Origin of the sequence: Pectobacterium peruviense, assembly GCF_003312355.2 — a bacterium.
GTDB classification, from domain to species: Bacteria; Pseudomonadota; Gammaproteobacteria; order Enterobacterales; family Enterobacteriaceae; genus Pectobacterium; species Pectobacterium peruviense.
This window is the reverse complement of record NZ_CP161826.1, coordinates 2,007,988-2,026,052: the sequence shown is the minus strand read 5'-3', so window position 1 is coordinate 2,026,052 and position 18,065 is coordinate 2,007,988. Positions and strand designations below refer to the sequence as shown.

Annotated in this window: 18 protein-coding genes; 7 read left to right on the top strand and 11 right to left on the bottom strand. The window is 49.4% G+C overall.

The window, feature by feature from the left end; all coding sequences use genetic code 11:
• Positions 1 to 432, top strand: coding sequence for a putative T6SS immunity periplasmic lipoprotein (locus tag DUT67_RS09230; RefSeq protein ID WP_113631605.1), 432 nt, complete (start codon positions 1 to 3; stop codon positions 430 to 432).
• Between the two features lie 107 nt (positions 433 to 539).
• Here the strand turns inward: DUT67_RS09230 and acnA are convergent, their stop codons facing one another.
• Positions 540 to 3,212 carry an aconitate hydratase AcnA gene (gene acnA / locus DUT67_RS09225; protein ID WP_113631604.1) on the bottom strand — a complete coding sequence of 891 codons (2,673 nt, stop codon included), beginning with the start codon at positions 3,210 to 3,212 and terminating at the stop codon, positions 540 to 542.
• A 495-nt stretch (positions 3,213 to 3,707) separates the two neighbouring features.
• Positions 3,708 to 5,024, bottom strand: coding sequence for a dicarboxylate/amino acid:cation symporter (locus DUT67_RS09220; RefSeq protein WP_113631603.1), 1,317 nt, complete (start codon positions 5,022 to 5,024; stop codon positions 3,708 to 3,710).
• A gap of 872 nt (positions 5,025 to 5,896) precedes the next feature.
• Between DUT67_RS09220 and gstA the strand changes: the two genes are divergently transcribed.
• Complete coding sequence (gene gstA / locus DUT67_RS09215) at positions 5,897 to 6,505, top strand: glutathione transferase GstA (RefSeq protein ID WP_048259789.1); 609 nt, start codon at positions 5,897 to 5,899, stop codon at positions 6,503 to 6,505.
• Between the two features lie 62 nt (positions 6,506 to 6,567).
• Here gstA and pdxY read toward each other — a convergent pair whose 3' ends face one another.
• The 5 genes from pdxY to anmK all read right to left on the bottom strand — a co-directional run bounded on the left by pdxY (position 6,568) and on the right by anmK (position 11,340).
• Complete coding sequence (pdxY, locus tag DUT67_RS09210; RefSeq protein WP_048259788.1) at positions 6,568 to 7,428, bottom strand: pyridoxal kinase PdxY; 861 nt, start codon at positions 7,426 to 7,428, stop codon at positions 6,568 to 6,570.
• Positions 7,429 to 7,512: 84 nt separating this feature from the next.
• On the bottom strand, positions 7,513 to 8,790 hold the full coding sequence (tyrS, locus tag DUT67_RS09205) for a tyrosine--tRNA ligase (RefSeq protein WP_048259845.1): 1,278 nt from the start codon (positions 8,788 to 8,790) through the stop codon (positions 7,513 to 7,515).
• A 233-nt stretch (positions 8,791 to 9,023) separates the two neighbouring features.
• Positions 9,024 to 9,707 carry a pyridoxamine 5'-phosphate oxidase gene (gene pdxH, locus DUT67_RS09200; RefSeq protein ID WP_113627865.1) on the bottom strand — a complete coding sequence of 228 codons (684 nt, stop codon included), beginning with the start codon at positions 9,705 to 9,707 and terminating at the stop codon, positions 9,024 to 9,026.
• Positions 9,708 to 9,813: 106 nt separating this feature from the next.
• Entirely contained in the window at positions 9,814 to 10,131 is a 318-nt protein-coding gene (locus DUT67_RS09195; RefSeq protein ID WP_113631602.1) for an MliC family protein, read from the bottom strand.
• Between the two features lie 96 nt (positions 10,132 to 10,227).
• A complete protein-coding gene (anmK, locus tag DUT67_RS09190; protein WP_113627864.1) occupies positions 10,228 to 11,340 on the bottom strand; it encodes an anhydro-N-acetylmuramic acid kinase in 1,113 nt (370 codons plus the stop codon).
• A gap of 349 nt (positions 11,341 to 11,689) precedes the next feature.
• Between anmK and DUT67_RS09185 the strand changes: the two genes are divergently transcribed.
• Complete coding sequence (locus tag DUT67_RS09185; RefSeq protein WP_005972534.1) at positions 11,690 to 12,157, top strand: glycine zipper 2TM domain-containing protein; 468 nt, start codon at positions 11,690 to 11,692, stop codon at positions 12,155 to 12,157.
• 132 nt (positions 12,158 to 12,289) lie between these two features.
• On the opposite strand, the gene slyA is transcribed toward DUT67_RS09185, so the two are convergent.
• Positions 12,290 to 12,727, bottom strand: a complete 438-nt coding sequence (gene slyA, locus DUT67_RS09180; protein WP_010276609.1) for a transcriptional regulator SlyA — start codon at positions 12,725 to 12,727, stop codon at positions 12,290 to 12,292.
• 230 nt (positions 12,728 to 12,957) lie between these two features.
• Positions 12,958 to 13,197 (bottom strand): DUF1289 domain-containing protein, encoded by a 240-nt coding sequence (locus tag DUT67_RS09175; RefSeq protein WP_072062016.1) that lies wholly within the window; start codon positions 13,195 to 13,197, stop codon positions 12,958 to 12,960.
• Between the two features lie 288 nt (positions 13,198 to 13,485).
• On the opposite strand from DUT67_RS09175, the gene gloA reads away from it, so the two are divergent.
• Positions 13,486 to 13,893, top strand: a complete 408-nt coding sequence (gene gloA / locus DUT67_RS09170) for a lactoylglutathione lyase (protein WP_048259785.1) — start codon at positions 13,486 to 13,488, stop codon at positions 13,891 to 13,893.
• Positions 13,894 to 14,042: 149 nt separating this feature from the next.
• Positions 14,043 to 14,714 (top strand): ribonuclease T, encoded by a 672-nt coding sequence (gene rnt, locus DUT67_RS09165; RefSeq protein ID WP_048259784.1) that lies wholly within the window; start codon positions 14,043 to 14,045, stop codon positions 14,712 to 14,714.
• Positions 14,715 to 14,825: 111 nt separating this feature from the next.
• On the opposite strand, the gene DUT67_RS09160 is transcribed toward rnt, so the two are convergent.
• Entirely contained in the window at positions 14,826 to 15,176 is a 351-nt protein-coding gene (locus DUT67_RS09160; RefSeq protein ID WP_005972539.1) for a Grx4 family monothiol glutaredoxin, read from the bottom strand.
• 340 nt (positions 15,177 to 15,516) lie between these two features.
• On the opposite strand from DUT67_RS09160, the gene DUT67_RS09155 reads away from it, so the two are divergent.
• The gene (locus DUT67_RS09155) at positions 15,517 to 16,368 is read left to right on the top strand and encodes a C40 family peptidase (protein WP_113631601.1); all 852 of its coding nucleotides are present in this window, start codon (positions 15,517 to 15,519) and stop codon (positions 16,366 to 16,368) included.
• A 90-nt stretch (positions 16,369 to 16,458) separates the two neighbouring features.
• Here DUT67_RS09155 and DUT67_RS09150 read toward each other — a convergent pair whose 3' ends face one another.
• Positions 16,459 to 16,548: a YnhF family membrane protein gene (locus DUT67_RS09150; protein ID WP_014915740.1), complete on the bottom strand. Its 90-nt coding sequence runs from the start codon at positions 16,546 to 16,548 to the stop codon at positions 16,459 to 16,461.
• 390 nt (positions 16,549 to 16,938) lie between these two features.
• Here DUT67_RS09150 and purR point away from each other — a divergent pair, with 390 nt between their 5' ends.
• The gene (gene purR / locus DUT67_RS09145) at positions 16,939 to 17,964 is read left to right on the top strand and encodes an HTH-type transcriptional repressor PurR (protein ID WP_048259782.1); all 1,026 of its coding nucleotides are present in this window, start codon (positions 16,939 to 16,941) and stop codon (positions 17,962 to 17,964) included.
• The last annotated feature ends 101 nt before the right edge of the window (positions 17,965 to 18,065 follow it).

Genomic DNA, 18,065 nt, shown 5'->3' with positions numbered 1-18,065 from the left:
ATGACATTTACTGCAAGATTGCCTGCATTTTTGCTTGTATTTAGCACCTTTATTCTTGTTGGCTGCCCCGGTTCAGGTGACCGATTGCAGCCAGATGAATTGACATCTGTCAGGCAAGTTAAAGGTGATATTTGTTTTTCAGTTAATAAGCCTGTGGATTACCAACCCACTCTTATTGTGATTAGTACAAGGCTTGCTCCACCACAGGAATGGGTACTGTATGAAAATCCCAGTGTTATCGTTACACAGGGAGAACTGTGTATTCCCCCTTCCTTTTACCGCTTTTTAGACAACAGAACATACGTCGTCAGGTATATCCTACAATCGAAAAAGCACAGTGATTTGCGAAGAAGCGTTGTGTCTGCGATAGCGATTACGAACAGCAGTGTTCGGAGCGTACCGCTTAGGGAAGATGAAGCCGCTTATTATTGATGTTCGCTTTTTCAGGGATATAGAAAAGAAGCATCAAGAAAAGAGGCATCAAATATAGACGAAGCCACCACGAACAGACTTTCTGCTCATGGTGGCTGAATATAAAATTACAACATATTGCGGATAACGTAATGCAGGATACCGTCGTTCTGGTAATAGGTCAGTTCATTACGAGTGTCGATGCGGCAGCGAGTATTGATCACCTTCGTATTACCATCGGCATCCGTGATGTTTACCTCTACCGTGGCGCCCGGTGCCAGTTGGTTTAATCCCGTAATCGAAATCTGCTCATCCCCCGTTAATTGCAGCGTTTTACGCGTCACTCCGTCGGGAAACTCCAGCGGTAGAATCCCCATCCCAATCAGGTTAGAGCGGTGAATACGCTCGAACGATTCTGCGACGACAACGCGAACACCCAGCAAACGCGGGCCTTTCGCCGCCCAGTCGCGGCTAGAACCTGAACCGTATTCTTTCCCGGCAAACAGCGCAAGCGGGACATTTTCGTCCTTATAACGCATCGCCGCGTCATAAATTGTCATCTCATTCTGTGACGGGATGTGACGGGTATAACCGCCCTCTTTACCCGGCACCATCTCATTACGGATACGGATGTTGGCAAACGTCCCGCGCATCATCACTTCGTGGTTACCGCGCCGTGAACCGTAAGAGTTGAACTCCGTGGTTTCGACACCGCGTTCCAGCAAATATTTCCCAGCCGGGCTATCACGCTTGATGTTGCCTGCCGGTGAGATATGATCGGTTGTGACCGAATCGCCCAGCATCGCCAGAATGCGCGCGTTATGGATATCCTGAACCGGTTCCGGTTCTTTCCCCATATCCAGAAAGAAAGGCGTCTGACGAATATAAGTCGATTCTTCCGGCCACTGATAGGTAGGATTGTCATCGACCTCGATATCTTGCCACTCCTGCGTGCCTTCAAACACCGCAGCATATTGTTTGTGGAACATGCCCGCGCTGACATTCAATACCGCGTCCGCCACCGCTTTCGTCGACGGCCAGATATCCTTCAGATAGACCGCTTTCCCGTCACGATCTTCGCCCAGCGGTTCTTGCGTCAGATCGACATTCATATTCCCCGCTAGCGCGTAGGCGACCACCAGCGGCGGTGATGCCAGCCAGTTCGTCTTCACCAGCGGATGAATACGGCCTTCAAAGTTACGGTTACCTGACAACACGGCACCGACCGTCAGATCGCCTGCTTTTATCGCCGCTTCGATCGCATCCGGCAGTGGACCGGAGTTACCAATACAGGTGGTACAGCCGTAGCCCACCAGATTGAATCCCAACTCGTCGAGATACGGCGTTAATTCCGCTTTAGCATAGTAATCCGTGACGACCCGTGAGCCCGGTGCCAGCGAAGTTTTGACCCACGGTTTGGTTTTCAGACCACGCTCTACGGCATTTTTTGCCAGCAGTCCGGCCGTCATCAGCACGCTAGGGTTGGAGGTATTAGTACAAGAGGTAATTGCCGCGATCACGACCGCCCCCTGATGCAAGCGATGCGTCTCACCTTCCAACGTAAACTCTTCATAGTCAGAGCGGTCCTTCACCGAGCTGACATCCAGTTCCCGGCTGGCTTTAAAAGCTTCCGGCACGCCCGCTAAAGGCACGCGATCCTGTGGACGCTTCGGCCCTGCCAGACTGGTTTCCACCGTTGCCAAATCCAGCGCGAGCTGACTGGTGAATACCGGCTCATCGCCAGCATTACGCCACAGCCCCTGCTGCTTACTATAAGCTTCCACCAGTGCAATCTGTTCTTCCGCACGGTTGGTCAACCGCATGTAATCCAGCGTAATGTTATCGATAGGGAAGAAACCACAGGTGGCACCATATTCCGGTGCCATGTTGGCGATGGTCGCGCGATCCGCCAACGGCAGCGAATCCAGTCCATCGCCGTAAAATTCCACAAATTTTCCAACTACGCCGTGCTTACGCAGCATCTGCGTTACCGTCAGAACCAAATCGGTTGCCGTGATCCCTTCTCGCATTTTGCCGCTGAGTTTTACGCCAACCACATCGGGGATTAGCATCGAAACAGGTTGCCCTAACATCGCGGCTTCGGCTTCTATCCCACCGACACCCCAGCCGAGCACACCCAAGCCGTTAATCATGGTGGTGTGCGAATCAGTTCCTACCAACGTATCAGGGTAGGCAAATTGTTTGTCGCCCTGCTTTTCATACCAGATGGCCTTGGCGAGATACTCCAGATTCACCTGATGGCAAATCCCGGTTCCCGGCGGCACGACGCTGAAGTGGCTAAAGGCATTCTGCCCCCAGCGCAAAAACTCATAACGTTCGCGGTTACGCGCCATTTCCAACTGCGTGTTATCCGTTAGTGCCTGGCGATCGCCAAAGTGATCAACCGTAACCGAGTGGTCAATCACCAGATCGACCGGCGACAGCGGGTTAACCTTGTTAACATCGCCGCCCAGTCGTTTCACTGCCGCACGCATCGCCGCCAGATCGACCACGGCGGGCACACCGGTAAAGTCCTGCATCAGTACGCGCGCTGGGCGATAGGCGATTTCCCGATCGGCGTGGCCAGTTTTCAGCCAGTCCACGACAGCTTGAAGGTCATCCTGCCCAACCGTGTCGCCATCCTGATGACGTAATAAATTTTCCAGCAATACCTTGAGTGACTTCGGTAATTTGTCGATATTACCAAGCGTTTTTGCCGCCTTCGGCAGGCTGTAGTAATGGTAAATCTGCTGTCGTACCGTCAGTGTTTCCAGACAAGTGTCGCGAAGGTGTGATGACATGCTTCCTCCCAAATTAACTTGCTATACCCGTCATACTTCAAGTTGCATGTGCGTTGGCTGCGTTCAAATACTCGGCCCGTCGTGGGCCTCGCCCTAAAGGGCCGCTGCAAGCAGCGTTCAAATTTGCTCCCGGCAAATTTGTCACCCGAATCACTTACTTGAGTAAGCTCATCGGGATGCCTTCTCTTGCCGCCTTCCTGAAACTCGAATTATTTAGGGCATATTTGTTCTTCTGCATCGGGCGATTAATCAATAACCAGCCTGAGCTTGCGGTCTTATTTAAAGATAACACAAACAAAAAATAACGTTTTTGCAACAATGCGATATGAACGCAGCGATAGCCATTAGCTATTGAAAAGAAGCAAATCGGAGTAAATACGCAGGGGATGAAAAAAAATACGTCAACAGACAGAGGATATAGAAAGTAATCGGGAGACAATAATCGAGAAAACGGCCCGAAGGCCGCCTGTCTCAACGTATTAACCTGACGTTAATTTAGACATTCCCAGTTGCCATAACAGGGGCTTCCTCGTCAGGATGCTCATGGTCTCTTTCTTCGTTTATTTCTTCCAGATCATGGTTCCGCTCCAGTTTAGCAACAACCGCAGTAGCCATGCCGTTACCAATCACATTGGTCGCTGTCCGGCCCATATCCAGGAACTGATCGATACCAATAATCAGTAAAATGCCTGCTTCGGGTAAGCTGAACATTGGCAACGTGGCTGCCACCACCACCACAGCGGCACGCGCTACCCCTGCCATGCCTTTACTCGTGATCATTAGCGTCAGCAGAATCAGGGTCTGCTGCGTCAGGCTTAGGTGAATATTGTAAGCCTGCGCGATAAACAGAATGGCAAAAGCCTGATAAATCATGGAGCCGACAAGGTTAAAGGAATACCCCAACGGGAGTACGAAGCTGGTGATTTTTTTAGGAACACCGAATTCGCTCAGTGCCTCCATCGTTTTCGGATAGGCCGCTTCGCTACTTGCGGTAGCAAACGCCAACATACTCGGTTCGCGCAACAGTTTGAGCAGCCCCCAGGTTGCTTTCTTACCCAGGAACAATGCACCAGCACCGAACATCAGCCCCCACAACAGCGCCAATCCAAGGTAGAACTCACCAATAACTTTGCCAAAGTCGAGGAGAAGCCCCAGACCTTCGGTCGTGATGGAAGAGGCTAACGAAGAAAACACCGCCAAAGGCGCTAATCGCATGACATAGTCCGTCACCCGGAACATCACCTTCGCCAGTTCCTCTATCATCGATTCCATCGTGACAGCATGTTTATTTTGACCCTTCACAAAAGCCAGTGCGGAACCGAAAAACATGGAGAACACCAGAATCTGCAATATTTCATTATTCGCCATCGCTTCGACGATGCTGCGCGGAAATATATGGGCAATGAAGCTTTTCAGCGTAAATCCGCCAGTACTCACACCGCTATCTACCTGAATCGGCGTGGTCGGGATGGCGAGATTCATTCCGACACCTGGCTCGAAGATATTTGCTAACAGCATGCCAATAAAAAGGGAGACGATGGAGGAACAAATAAACCACACCATGGCTTTCAGCCCTATTCGGCCGACGGATGAGGAATTCCCCATGCTGGCAAGGCCAGAGACCAATGTTGCGAATACCAATGGCGCAATGATCATTTTTATCAGGCGAAGAAAAACATCGGTCACTAAATTAAAGTAGGACACCACCTCTTTGGCTTCTTTTTCCGTCAATAAAGAATGACAAATCCCGCCGACAATAATCCCGAGAAGAATAGCCAAGGCTATAAAAAATAATAACCTGTTCTTTTTCATAGTAACCTCATGGTAATGAATAGATTCAGACAATACACATTGTGTGTCGCATTATCCGCCTGACTCGTAATCGTAAGCACCTACGGATTAGGCTATTTTTCGGCGTGTTGTCTGTGTCTTGATATGGTGATAATAATGACTCGGGAATATTATTTATTTTTCCATCAAAGATAAAAAATCTCGTGACGAAAACCAGTGGGCATAATTACCCCTCTTTTGTTACATTCGAAAAATAAAGGAGTAGTTTAATCGACATGACAGTGAAACGGTTTCCCTTCATACCCTTTCCTATTTTCATTTTTAAATATTCATTAAACACTCACCTTGGGGAAATAAACTAAATGGACAACATCATGAAAAATACGAAATGTGTCACTAATGAAATTTTTCTTATCAATAAATTTAGTAATGGTTAATTAACATCGATAAACTACGCGTCGAAAAACATCACTGACACAGCTAATTTAAGTGTATTGGCTTAAAAAATCAGCAGTGCCATTTTATTGGGCGCTTTCTTCTGTTCTATCGCCTCTTCCACCTGTGCACCACGATCTCGCTAACCCAGCTATCTCAGCAACCCAGAAACCTCTGAACAATCTGTAACCGCCGCTCTACCACGGCCTGACCCCAGATGTATCATGCGCTACAGAGTTTTGCCTGTAGCCTCGGTTAAAACGCCTAGGTAATACCTCAAAATTTGACTTTGTTCCGTCAAAATCGCCCAAATTTCATGCGTCACTCATACATAAGGAGTATTTTGCAAGAAGCCTCACACTCTATCGTTACGTTTTGTTGTAAAAAAACGACATGTCATCATTCAACAATCATCAGCGCATGTGTTGATGGAAAAATAATAATAGAAAGGGGTTTTCATGAAACTGTTTTACAAGGCTGAAAGCAGTTCTCTTTTTACACACATCGTTTTGATCGAATCCAAATTGGAGTTCAAGCTGGAGAAGGTGAATCTGCGCACGAAAAAGACGGAGCGTGGAACCGACTATACGTTCATCAACCCGAAGGGGATGGTGCCTGCGCTAGAATTGGAGGATGGTTCGATCCTGACGGAAGGGGTTGCCATCGCCGAATACATCGCCGATCTGGTTCCGCACTGTAACCTGATTGCACCCACCGGAAGTATGGCGCGCTATCATACCATTGAATGGCTGAACTACATTTCTGCCGAACTGCACAAAACGTTTACGCCGATTTTTCGCCCCGGCACGCCAGAAACGTATAAAGAGCTGTTAGTTGAATATTTGCAGGTCAAATTCCGTTATATCAATCTGGTATTGAGTGAACAAAACTATCTGGTCGCCAACCGCTTTAGTATCGCCGATGCGTATCTGTTTACCGTGATGCGCTGGGCGCAGTCGTTAAAACTAGATATGTTCCGCTACCCTGCATTGGCAGCCTATCTCGACCATATTGCCGAGCGCCCTTCCGTCGCTACCGCGCTTAAGGTTGAAAGGTTGAAAGGTTGAAAGGTTGAAAGGTTGAAAGGTTAGCATGCAACAACGCCCCGGGTTTCGGGGCGTTGTTCGTTTCACGACAGGCGAACGGCCTGGAAATGATGACGAGGATTGGCAATCCCATCCTGAGCGGCAACCAACTGCAGCTCATACTCATTCATCTCTTTCGTCACCAGCATGACTTCATACACAGCCGCCGTCGTGTGCTCCAACGCTTTATCTAACGCAACGCCTTTCAGCAGGTTCACCAGCAGTAATCCACTGGTCAAATCGCCCACACCTACAGGCTGGCGTTCAAATTCCACCAGCGGGCGGCTGATGTGCCAGGCGTCCGTCGGCGTGACCAGCAGCATTTCGAAGCTGTCTTCGCGACTTGCTGCTCGGCTAAGGTGCTTCACCAGAACGATTTTTGGCCCTTTTTCACACAGCGCACGCGCGGTTTCCACGGCTTCCGCCACGTTATGCACGGTACGGCCACCGAGCAGCTCCAGCTCAGGCAGGTTCGGGGCGATAATATCGGCCGCTAACAGCGACTGCTGGCAGTGAAAATCAGACACGCCGGGCGCGACGATGCAGCCTTTCTCCGGCGTACCCATTACTGGATCGCAAAAGTACAGCGCATCAGGGTTGGCGGCTTTTACCTGCCGAACAATACCCAGTATATGCTCCCCTTGCTCGGCAGAGCCGATATAACCACTCAGCACAGCATTACAGGTCTTCAGCTTGTCGATGTTCGCAATCCCCTGCACCACTTCGGTTAAGTGGCTAGCAGGCATCACACACCCCGTCCAGTGACCATATTGAGTATGGTTCGAGAACTGCACCGTATTCAGAGGCCAAACGTTTGCGCCCATCCGACGCATCGGAAACTCTGCCGCACTGTTACCGGCATGACCAAAAACGACATGTGACTGGATGGAAAGTATATTTTTCATTAGATATGACTCAAATCCTTGCCAGCGCCTGTGCGCCTCAACTTACAAGAAGAAAGGGAGCTGACGCTCCCTTATCGGTAATGCTTATGCTTTCCAGCAGATCAGGCAGTAGTGTTTTTTACCGCGACGCAACAAGGTGTAGCGATCAAATAAACGGTCGGAGGCACTGAAGGTGTACTCAGGATTGGCCTGCTTTTCACCGTTAATCGTTACCGCATTCGAGGAGATCATCGTACGGGCTTGACCGCGTGATGGCACCAGCTCAGCGCTGACCAGCGCCTGTTGCAAATCAGCACTGTTTTCCAGTTCGATGATCGGCATACCATCCTGCGCCAATTGGGCAAAGTCGTCCTGCGTCATATCCTGCAACGCACCAGAGAACAGGCTTTGTGTAATACGACGAGCGGCTTCCAGACCCGATTCACCATGAACCATACGAGTGACTTCTTCCGCCAGCACATATTGCGCGCGCGGCGCTTTGCCGCTGTTCTTGTCTTCTTCTTCCAGTGCATCGATGTCTTCGAGGCTCATGAACGTGAAGAACTTCAGGAACCGGTACACATCGGCATCCGCCGTGTTGATCCAGAACTGGTAGAATTTATAAGGGCTGGTCTTGCTGGCATCCAGCCAGATTGCGCCGCCTTCCGTTTTACCGAATTTCGTGCCATCAGATTTCGTGATCAGCGGAACAGTCAGACCGTAAACCTGCTTCTGATTCATGCGGCGCGTCAAATCGATACCAGACGTGATGTTGCCCCACTGATCAGAGCCACCGATTTGCAGTTCGACATCATGCTGCTTGTTCAGCGAGGCAAAGTCGTATCCCTGCAACAGGTTGTAAGAAAACTCGGTGAACGAAATACCGACGTCATCACGGTTTAAACGCTGTTTGACAGCTTCTTTGCTAATCATCTGGTTAACGGAGAAATGCTTACCGATATCACGCAGAAAATCCAGCACGTTCATGTTGCCAAACCAGTCGTAGTTATTGGCGGCAATCGCGCTGTTTTTACCGCAGTCAAAATCCAGAAACGGAGAGACCTGACGGCGGATTTTTTCTACCCACTCACCCACGGTTTCAGCCGTGTTCAGCTTACGCTCTGTCGCTTTAAAGCTGGGGTCACCGATCAGTCCCGTAGCACCGCCGACCAGCGCAACAGGTTGATGACCAGACAGCTGGAAGCGCTTCAGGCAGAGCAGCGGCACCAGATGCCCCAAATGCAAGCTGTCAGCGGTGGGATCGAAACCGCAATACAGTGCAATTGGCCCTTGCGCCAGCCGCTCTGCTAACGCTTCCTCATCCGTCACCTGGGCAATCAAGCCCCGCTCTTGCAATTGTTTAATCAGGTTACTACTCGCCATCGATAACTCCATTTTCATAAAAAAAGCCGTTACGTTCCCTTTGGGGTTACGCACAAAGCCGTGAAAGATGCGCAGCATACCTGTCTGCTGTCGCATGATGATTTCGCTGCTGCATTACCTTACGCAACAAGCCATGAACGCCGTATCGCCACGCAATGCCCAGTCAACGCGAAACCTCATAGGATAAAGTGCTGATGATAGGAGCGCCAGCGTTTAACACGGATATTTCGCGATTAAGGCGCTAAACGATCAATCTGCCAGCCCTCTTCCTGTCGCTGGTAAAAAAATCGGTCATGTAGGCGATGTTCACCGCCCTGCCAGAACTCAACAGAATCGATAACGACGCGGAAACCGCCCCAGAAACTCGGCAAAGGCACCTCGCCGCTTTGGAATTTTTGCTTCAATTCCAAAAATTTGCTTTCCAGCACGCCGCGCGCGGAGATTCGGCTGGACTGTTTTGATACCCATGCGCCGATTTGACTGTCCTTCGGGCGACTGTGGAAATATTTCAACACCTCAAGCGTCGGCAGCTTCTCTACGCGCCCCAGAACCATCACCTGCCGTTCCAGTGTATGCCACGGAAACAGCAGACTAATGCGTGGATTATTTTCCAGATGATGCGCTTTGCGGCTGCCCATATTGGTATAAAACACCATGCCTTTCTCATCATAGTGTTTAAGCAGAACGATACGCTGGTAAGGTTGTCCTAGCTCATCGACCGTCGCAACAGACATCGCGGTAGGATCGGCTAGTTTCGCTTCACAGGCTTGTTTCAGCCAGCGTTCGAACAAGTCCAGCGGATTAGCGGGAAGATCGCCACGACGAAGCCCACCACGCGTGTATTCACGGCGGATGTCAGCGATATCGGCTGGTTGAATAAGAGGAGTACCGTCAGAGGGGGAACGTTCCTGAGTCATAATATCCTGCTGTCGCAATGTCGGGCCAGAAGCGGGGAAAATCCCATTCTGCTCCCGTACCCGAAAAATCGCAATCAACAGTAACGCCGCAACCGAGCGGCGTCAGTTACATCGGTGCCAGCACACAATCATCGACGATAACCCGTTCACCACGCTGGATAAATGCACGGTCGCCTTTACTCCAGAATGTGTAGGTATCATTGCTGTATCTGACACCAGAAGCGGACACCACCTGAGTCAGACTGAGACGTTCACCGTCCAGTAGGAAGCTCACCTGTGAAGGCGTTTCTCCCCCCTGTTGTAACGTGACGGTTAGCGGCATCGTGCCACATTGATAGTGCAGCGTTTCTACTGTCTGTTTATGACCAAAATAGCTGCATCCGCTCAGCAGAATCAGCGCTGTCCCTGTCAGCAATCGTTTCATTTTTTCTCCTGTCATTCTTGTCAATGGCGGCAACTGACGCTGCCGCTCATGCAAGTTTAACAAGAGGATAACAATGAACCTCTCGGCAAAATCTGATTAATTCACGTTAACTGGATAAATCGCACCTAGCACCGTTTCCTGACTCGCCCCTGTGACAGACGGCAGATTACCCGGCAATCCTGATAACGTACGCGACGCCAGCCAGGCAAATGCTAGCGCCTCCATATCATCACCACTCACACCACATTCATCCGTCGTGCTGACTTCAATGCCCGGCAGCAAGGCCGAAAGACGTGCCATGATGAGTGGATTACGCGCTCCGCCTCCACAAACTAATAAACGCTCACATCCACCAACTAGCAGCACTTGTTCGGCAATGCTTATAGCCGTTAACTCAGCCAGCGTTGCCTGAACATCCTGCGGCGCTATCGGCGGCAATCCAGCCAGCATTCTTTCAAGCCAGCCGAGGTTAAAATATTCACGTCCAGTGCTTTTGGGCGCTCGCAGCGCAAAGTAAGGATCGGTCAACATCCGGCGCAACAGTAATGGGTTCACCTGTCCACTCATCGCCCACACGGCGTCTTTATCATACGGCTGTGCACAGTTCCGCCAGATCCAGGCGTCCAGCAGCATATTCCCAGGCCCGGTATCGTAACCACGCACAGGTGCTCCCGGTACCAGCAGCGACAGATTAGCGATTCCCCCAATGTTAAGCACAATACGACGCTCAACAGGGTTCATTAGCAGCGCATGGTGGAAGGATGGCACAAGCGGAGCACCTTGCCCGCCATAGGCCAAATCGCGGCGTCGAAAATCTCCCACGGTCGTGATGCCGGTTAAGGCAGCAACGCGGTTATTATCACCTATCTGCAACGTACAAGGTGCATCGCCTGTAGGCTCATGCCAGACCGTCTGCCCGTGGCAGCCAATCGCAGTAATATCCTGCGCCCCCAGCCCCGTCTCTTTAAGCAGTGTCAGCACCGCTTCGGCAAACAAGATTCCCAGACGCGTATCCAACTGCCCCAGCGCTGACAGCGTCACCGCCTGCCCCTGACACATTCCCAGGATAGCCATTTTGATATCCTGCGGTATCGGGTGACAGTAGCTAGCCTGTTGAGCCACGGTATGTTCGTCAATCGCGGCTAGCACGACATCCACACCATCAAGACTGGTGCCGGACATCACGCCAATATATCTGCCTGATCTCATTATGTAGTCTTTGCCTCTATGGGATAAAAAGAGAACATCGATAAAAAACGTTATGTCGAAAGTAAAAGTAGCACGTTAACACGCTGAATTATTAAATTTTTTGTGTTTTTTCCACACGGGTTAGGTTTTAGCCAAAAGTGGGTTTTTGATAATATTTGCTACAAAAAAAGCCCTTTCTCGTGTTATTTCCCTCTCTGTTTATACGCAATTTAAGCGCACTATTATATTCTGAAAAAAAGAGTAAAAAGAGTGGCATGCTACACTGAGCCAGACCATAATTTATTGGTATAACACTGCGTCGGCCGAGGCTGAGCCAGCCCGACATATTCGCTATTAAGGAGTTTTTATTATGATGAAGCGTTTGCTTGTGGTTACCCTTGCTGGTATCACGCTGGCTGGTTGTGCTAATACCAGTACGCTTTCCGGTGATGTGTACAGTGCATCTGAAGCTAAACAAGTGCAGACCGTGACTTACGGCACCATCGTTTCTATGCGCCCGGTTCAGATTCAGGCAGGAGAAGATTCTAACGTTATCGGCGCGCTGGGCGGTGCTGTGCTGGGTGGTTTCTTGGGTAACACTATCGGCGGCGGGTCTGGTCGTAGTCTGGCGACAGCGGCGGGTGCCGTAGCGGGTGGTGTCGCGGGTCAAAGCGCAACGGGTGCGTTGAACCGTACACAGGGCGTAGAACTGGAGATCCGTCGTGATGACGGCAGTACCATTATGGTGGTACAGAAACAGGGCGATACGAAATTCAGCGCCGGACAACGCGTTGCTATGGCCAGCAATGGCCGCAGTATCACCGTTTCTCCACGCTAATTGTTGTGTGACGGTCGCCGCTATCAGCAGCGACCGTCACAACGAATAATCAACTCCCGGAATAAATAACCAATAACGGGTATCGGTAATCTTGCCGGGATTTAATTCTCCCTCTGCGTAACCCAAATTTAGCTACGCTTGATTTTCATGTAACGCCAATATATTTTTCTCAAGACGCGAAACTAGCAGCGCTAATTCATCAACCTGCTCCGGCGTAATACCAAATAATACTTCACTACGTGTATGACTAATTACACCATTGACTGCCTGTATTATCGGCTCTGCTGATTCAGTCAGCATAATACGTTTTGCCCGGCGATCGTGGGCGCAAACGTGACGAGTGATTAACCCTTTCTCCTCAAGCTGATCCAATGTTCGGACCAATGAGGGCTGCTCAATACCTATTGCTTTGGCTAGTTGAATCTGCGACTGGCCAGGGGGTAAATGGTATATGTTATGCAACGTAACCCAATGCGTCTGGGTCAGTTCAAGTGGTTTTAATCGATGATCGACCAGCGCACGCCACACGCGCACCAGACGGGCTAAATCAGATCCTAATGGCAATTCCATCACCTCTCCTTATTGTTAGCACACTAAGTTATATCCCTGGATTGCAATCAACTCTGATTTATAAGAATAAAAAAACGATTTTATTATCGTAAAAAATAGAACCCTAACGCAGTGGATTCTATCAAATAAAAGTCTTTTAAAAATGATCTTAGGCTTATTTTATTCAATCGAACGCTCCTGCGTTGCTTAAACAAAATTTCACGTAAATAGATCATCTAAAACAGGATGGCTTAAAACAACGATGGCTGATGGGACTCTGCTGACGCATCGGCTTTCTCTGAACGCTGTAACCGTTTCATTCTCTGCCGACACAAACGCAGCACATCCTGTTTCTGCGCATCACTCATTTGGCCCCAACTAAAGCGCTCATTGCGATTGCGAAAGCAACCACGACAATACCCGCCTTCATCCGTCTGACAAATACCACGGCATGGATTAGGGACAACAAAGAGTTCAAGTTGCTCTGGCACAACACCTCCTGCTACAACTCTATTTATTGAAGCCCTGTTCTTTACTGCTGGCAAGCCCAAACGGACAGTCACAATGAAAATAATTAGGTAACCATTGTAATAACTGATGATTTTTTTACACACAAGGTCGGCTAAAACTGACCCAATGCGCTAATTAGCCCTCCTGATAGTACGTTTTAACACAAACCTAACCGCAGTGTCGCATTTTTAGCATCATCCCAACGGCTTGGACTCAGCAGAGCCACAACGTTATACTTCCCTTTTGTTGCACTTTTTAACGAGGGCACTATGCGTTTACTTCATACCATGCTGCGTGTTGGCGACTTACAACGTTCTATTGATTTCTATACCCAAATTCTGGGAATGCGTGTACTGCGCACCAGCGAGAATACCGAGTACAAATACACGCTGGCTTTCGTCGGTTATACCGAAGAGAGCGAGGGTTCGGTTATCGAGCTGACCTACAACTGGGGCGTCGACAGCTACGATCTGGGCAATGCCTATGGTCATATCGCGTTGGGCGTTGACGATGTTGCCGCAACCTGTGAGCGTATCCGTAAGGCGGGTGGCAATGTGACGCGTGAAGCCGGTCCGGTCAAAGGCGGCACGACCGTTATCGCATTCATCGAAGATCCAGATGGTTATAAAATCGAATTGATCGAAAATGCCCACGCTGGTAACGGCATCGGCCACTAAGATCCTGCGCAATACAGGTGCTACATCGGCACCTGTTCTTCTCTCTTCCTCTACAATCTCCGACGTTTGAAACGGCAACGGGCATGCTGCATCTCCAGTCAAAATTTGCAATAATGCGCGCTGCGTTTTGCTAACAATTTAAGAGACAAATGGCTGATAAAAGTGATCTGAACGCCCTGAGCGGCCGTTTTCGTGGGTTTTACCCGGTAGTGATTGATGTTGAAACCGCCGGATTCAATGCGAAAACCGATGCCTTGCTGGAAGTCGCGGCGGTAACATTAAAAATGGATCAAGACGGTTGGTTGCAGCCAGATGAAACACTACATTTTCATGTTGAGCCATTTGAAGGCGCAATTCTGGAACCTGCTGCACTGGCATTTAACGGCATTGACCCCACCAACCCGCTTCGCGGCGCGGTAAGCGAATACGACGCGCTGCATGAAATTTTCAAAGTCGTGCGTAAAGGGATCAAAGATCAGGGCTGTAACCGCGCGATTATCGTGGCGCATAATGCCACGTTCGATCACAGCTTTATGGCAGCGGCAGCGGAGCGTTGTAGCCTGAAACGTAATCCGTTCCACCCTTTCGCCACCTTCGATACCGCAGCGCTCAGCGGGCTGGTTTTAGGTCAAACGGTTCTTGCTAAAGCCTGTATTACCGCGGGTATTGCGTTTGACTCCAGCCAGGCACACTCCGCGCTGTATGACACAAATCAGACCGCATTATTGTTCTGTGAGCTGGTTAATCGCTGGAAACGTCTGGGCGGATGGCCGCTTGCGTTGGAAGAAGATTCGCTGGAAGACGCATCAGCCGAAGACTGAGTCGGCGGGAAAGACTAAGATCAAAAAACGGGTGCCATAAGGCACCCGCTGGAAAACTTTACTCTAGCAACATAACAACATTACGCGTCGCGATTATGCTTGATAAGAGACTTACTCTTGATCGGCCTGCTGCGCTTTGTATTTGTCTGCCGTTTCTTTGATCAGCTGTTGCAATTCACCGCGCTGAAACATTTCAACCACGATATCACAGCCGCCAACTAATTCGCCGTCAACCCACAGCTGCGGGAATGTCGGCCAGTTTGCGTATTTCGGCAACTCAGCACGAATATCTGGGTTCTGTAAAATATCTACATAAGCAAAACGTTCGCCACATGAAGACAATGCCTGAACGGTCTGTGCGGAAAAACCGCAGCTTGGTAATTTCGGGGAGCCTTTCATGTACAGCAGAATCGGGTTTTCAGCAATTTGGCGCTGAATTTTTTCAATTGTCGGTGTCGTCATCTTCTTGCTTCCTTAAACCTATAGGATGGCTAACGTCCAAAACGCTAGCCATGAGCCGCCGTCAGAAGTATTGCGACAGCGACATTGACTCAATGATATTGTACCGATGCCACTAGCTACAAAAAAACGCCATTTTTTGTAGGGTTATTTTTCTCGTCGCTTTGCGTCGCTGATGAAATCAACGCCAAAAAATGCTGATAAATCAATCGAAAAAACAACTATTAACGTTTTTTCACTATTCTGTATGAATAAAGCGACCGTGCCTACTTTTTTATGACGCCGTTTTCAGGAATACTGTGAGGATTGAGCGAGTTAAGGATTATGTTCGGTCACTTTTATTATGCGCTTATTTATTACTCTTTTTATATTATTTTTCAGTAATCTATGCCTGAACGTCGTTCAGGCTGCGCCGCATACCCCGCATTCGGCACCGAAGAAAAACGTCGTTGAAGAAACGAATAAGAAAAGCCGTCAAACAAAGAGTAATGCTAAATCACCGACGCCGATCAAAAGCAAAAAACCCGAACCTACCGCAGTCAGCACTAAAACCAAACCCCGTAGCGCTAACAAATCGACAGAAAAAAAACCGTCACGGACACAAAGCAGCACGCCCGCGCTAGTAAAGAAAAACCTTAAAAAACTGAAACCTGAAGACGAGAAGCAGACAACTGCACAGGCCAGAGTTAAAACCGGGTTAAAGAAAACCGCACTCAAAGAGAAGGTGGATAAAAACCCGTCTCCCACCGAAAAAGGAATGGCGCTGAGCGCGGCGCATAAAAAACGCTATCAGCATGCCAAAACGACCGCCATGAATAAATTGATGAGCCAAATAGGTAAACCGTACCATTGGGGCGGCTCATCTCCCTTTACCGGATTCGACTGTAGCGGACTGGTTTATTACGCCTATAAAGACGTCGTCAAGATCCAAATCCCGCGTACCGCAAACGAAATGTATCACCTACGTGATGCCGCGCCGATTAAAAAGAGTGAACTAGAAAGTGGCGATTTGGTCTTCTTCCGCATCAATAATCGTGGCGCAGCCGATCACGTTGGGGTTTATCTGGGAGAAGGGAAATTTATCCAGTCGCCGCGTACGGGCTCAGATATTCGCATCAGCAAGCTGAGCGAAGATTATTGGCAGGAGCACTACGTTGGCGCGCGTCGCGTGGTCACGCCACAGACCATTCGTTAAGCAAATTATACCGGTTATACCCTAAATAATTCAGACACGTTTATGCACCACCAACGTGTCTGAATACCAACCAGCGCAGAAGCCGATCGGTTAGTTCAGCACCGCAATAAAGCTAAACGCGATGATCACAGCTAACGAGCCAACGGTTGTCAGTAAAGACATCTTCAGATCTGTATCCATAAACCACTCCTTATTAGCGAACAAGTTTCATCTGAAACTTCATCTAAAAAAAGACACCACCATGTGCAGCAGAACCCGCTTAGACGGTTAAAGCTACAAATAATAGGGTTATTACGATTCTTTCATAATTCTAGCGAAAAATCTCGGACGAATGCATCACTAATAGTATAAATTAGCCCTTTCACTTTCATGATAAATCGGACACAATCCGCTGTTTATGAAAGCGCTGCGTATCAGTCGAAAAACGTCAACCCAGACCCCTTCGGTATAACATTCGGCATTCTCCTTCTGAAATCCTGTTTTTTAGCTTAGAAGAAGAACTTTAAACGTAGGCAAACGATTAACAATATACTTACGTCTGTAACAGGTAAGTTCAGGAGTCATTTTTAGATGGCAACGATTAAAGATGTGGCAAAACGTGCTGGCGTTTCCACCACAACCGTATCGCACGTGATCAATAAAACACGTTTCGTCGCCGAAGAGACTAAGGCAGCCGTCAGGGCGGCAATCAAAGAATTGCACTATTCGCCCAGCGCCGTCGCTCGCAGCCTCAAAGTTAATCACACTAAATCTATTGGTTTGTTGGCCACATCCAGCGAAGCCCCCTACTTTGCCGAGATCATTGAAGCAGTCGAAAACAGCTGTTATGCCAAAGGTTACACGCTGGTGCTGTGTAATTCTCATAACGACATTGGCAAACAGCGCGCTTATCTTTCCATGTTGGCGCAAAAGCGCGTCGACGGCCTGTTGGTGATGTGCGCCGAATACCCGCCGGAGCTATTGGGCATGCTGGAAGATTATCGCAGCATTCCAATGGTCGTCATGGACTGGGGACAGATGCACAGCGATTTTACCGATACGATTATCGATAACGCCTTTGAAGGTGGTTATATGGCGGGTCGCTACCTGATTGAACGCGGTCATCGAGATATCGGCGCGATCCCCGGCATTCAAGAGCGCAACACCGGCAGCGGGCGCTACCTCGGCTTTTTAAAAGCATTGAAGGAAGCCGACATCGCCGTGCGCGACGAATGGGTTGTTCAGGGCGATTTCGAACCGGAATCCGGCTATAAAGCCATGCATCAGATTCTCGCGCAGAAACAGCGACCTACGGCCGTATTCTGTGGTGGCGATATTATGGCGATGGGTGCCATCTGTGCAGCCGACGAACTGGGCCTGCGCGTGCCACAGGATATTTCGGTGATCGGTTATGACAACGTGCGCCATGCGCGCTTCTTTACGCCAGCGCTGACCACCATCCATCAACCGAAAGAACGCCTGGGCCAATCCGCGTTTTCTATGCTGCTGGATCGTATTACCAGTAAGCGAGAAGATGCGCACGTCATTGAAGTACACCCGACGCTGATTGAACGTCGCTCGGTTGCCGATGGTCCATTCCGCGATTATCGCCGTTAATCTCGACGACCAATACAGACGGTTTTTCTATTCCTGCCCGCTTTCCCTCTCTGCTTGCTCCAGCCAATTTTCTTGTATATTGGCTGGAGCAACTCTAAACT

What these genes read in the sequence shown, in the direction of transcription:
- slyA (WP_010276609.1), bottom strand. Translation starts at nt 12,727, where the DNA reads ATGGAATTGCCATTAGGATCTGATTTAGCCCGTCTGGTGCGCGTGTGG.
- gloA (WP_048259785.1), top strand. Translation starts at nt 13,486, where the DNA reads ATGCGTTTACTTCATACCATGCTGCGTGTTGGCGACTTACAACGTTCT.
- DUT67_RS09220 (WP_113631603.1), bottom strand. Translation starts at nt 5,024, where the DNA reads ATGAAAAAGAACAGGTTATTATTTTTTATAGCCTTGGCTATTCTTCTC.
- gstA (WP_048259789.1), top strand. Translation starts at nt 5,897, where the DNA reads ATGAAACTGTTTTACAAGGCTGAAAGCAGTTCTCTTTTTACACACATC.
- anmK (WP_113627864.1), bottom strand. Translation starts at nt 11,340, where the DNA reads ATGAGATCAGGCAGATATATTGGCGTGATGTCCGGCACCAGTCTTGAT.
- DUT67_RS09185 (WP_005972534.1), top strand. Translation starts at nt 11,690, where the DNA reads ATGATGAAGCGTTTGCTTGTGGTTACCCTTGCTGGTATCACGCTGGCT.
- DUT67_RS09230 (WP_113631605.1), top strand. Translation starts at nt 1, where the DNA reads ATGACATTTACTGCAAGATTGCCTGCATTTTTGCTTGTATTTAGCACC.
- rnt (WP_048259784.1), top strand. Translation starts at nt 14,043, where the DNA reads ATGGCTGATAAAAGTGATCTGAACGCCCTGAGCGGCCGTTTTCGTGGG.
- DUT67_RS09150 (WP_014915740.1), bottom strand. Translation starts at nt 16,548, where the DNA reads ATGGATACAGATCTGAAGATGTCTTTACTGACAACCGTTGGCTCGTTA.
- tyrS (WP_048259845.1), bottom strand. Translation starts at nt 8,790, where the DNA reads ATGGCGAGTAGTAACCTGATTAAACAATTGCAAGAGCGGGGCTTGATT.
- acnA (WP_113631604.1), bottom strand. Translation starts at nt 3,212, where the DNA reads ATGTCATCACACCTTCGCGACACTTGTCTGGAAACACTGACGGTACGA.
- pdxH (WP_113627865.1), bottom strand. Translation starts at nt 9,707, where the DNA reads ATGACTCAGGAACGTTCCCCCTCTGACGGTACTCCTCTTATTCAACCA.
- purR (WP_048259782.1), top strand. Translation starts at nt 16,939, where the DNA reads ATGGCAACGATTAAAGATGTGGCAAAACGTGCTGGCGTTTCCACCACA.
- DUT67_RS09160 (WP_005972539.1), bottom strand. Translation starts at nt 15,176, where the DNA reads ATGACGACACCGACAATTGAAAAAATTCAGCGCCAAATTGCTGAAAAC.
- DUT67_RS09195 (WP_113631602.1), bottom strand. Translation starts at nt 10,131, where the DNA reads ATGAAACGATTGCTGACAGGGACAGCGCTGATTCTGCTGAGCGGATGC.
- pdxY (WP_048259788.1), bottom strand. Translation starts at nt 7,428, where the DNA reads ATGAAAAATATACTTTCCATCCAGTCACATGTCGTTTTTGGTCATGCC.
- DUT67_RS09155 (WP_113631601.1), top strand. Translation starts at nt 15,517, where the DNA reads ATGCGCTTATTTATTACTCTTTTTATATTATTTTTCAGTAATCTATGC.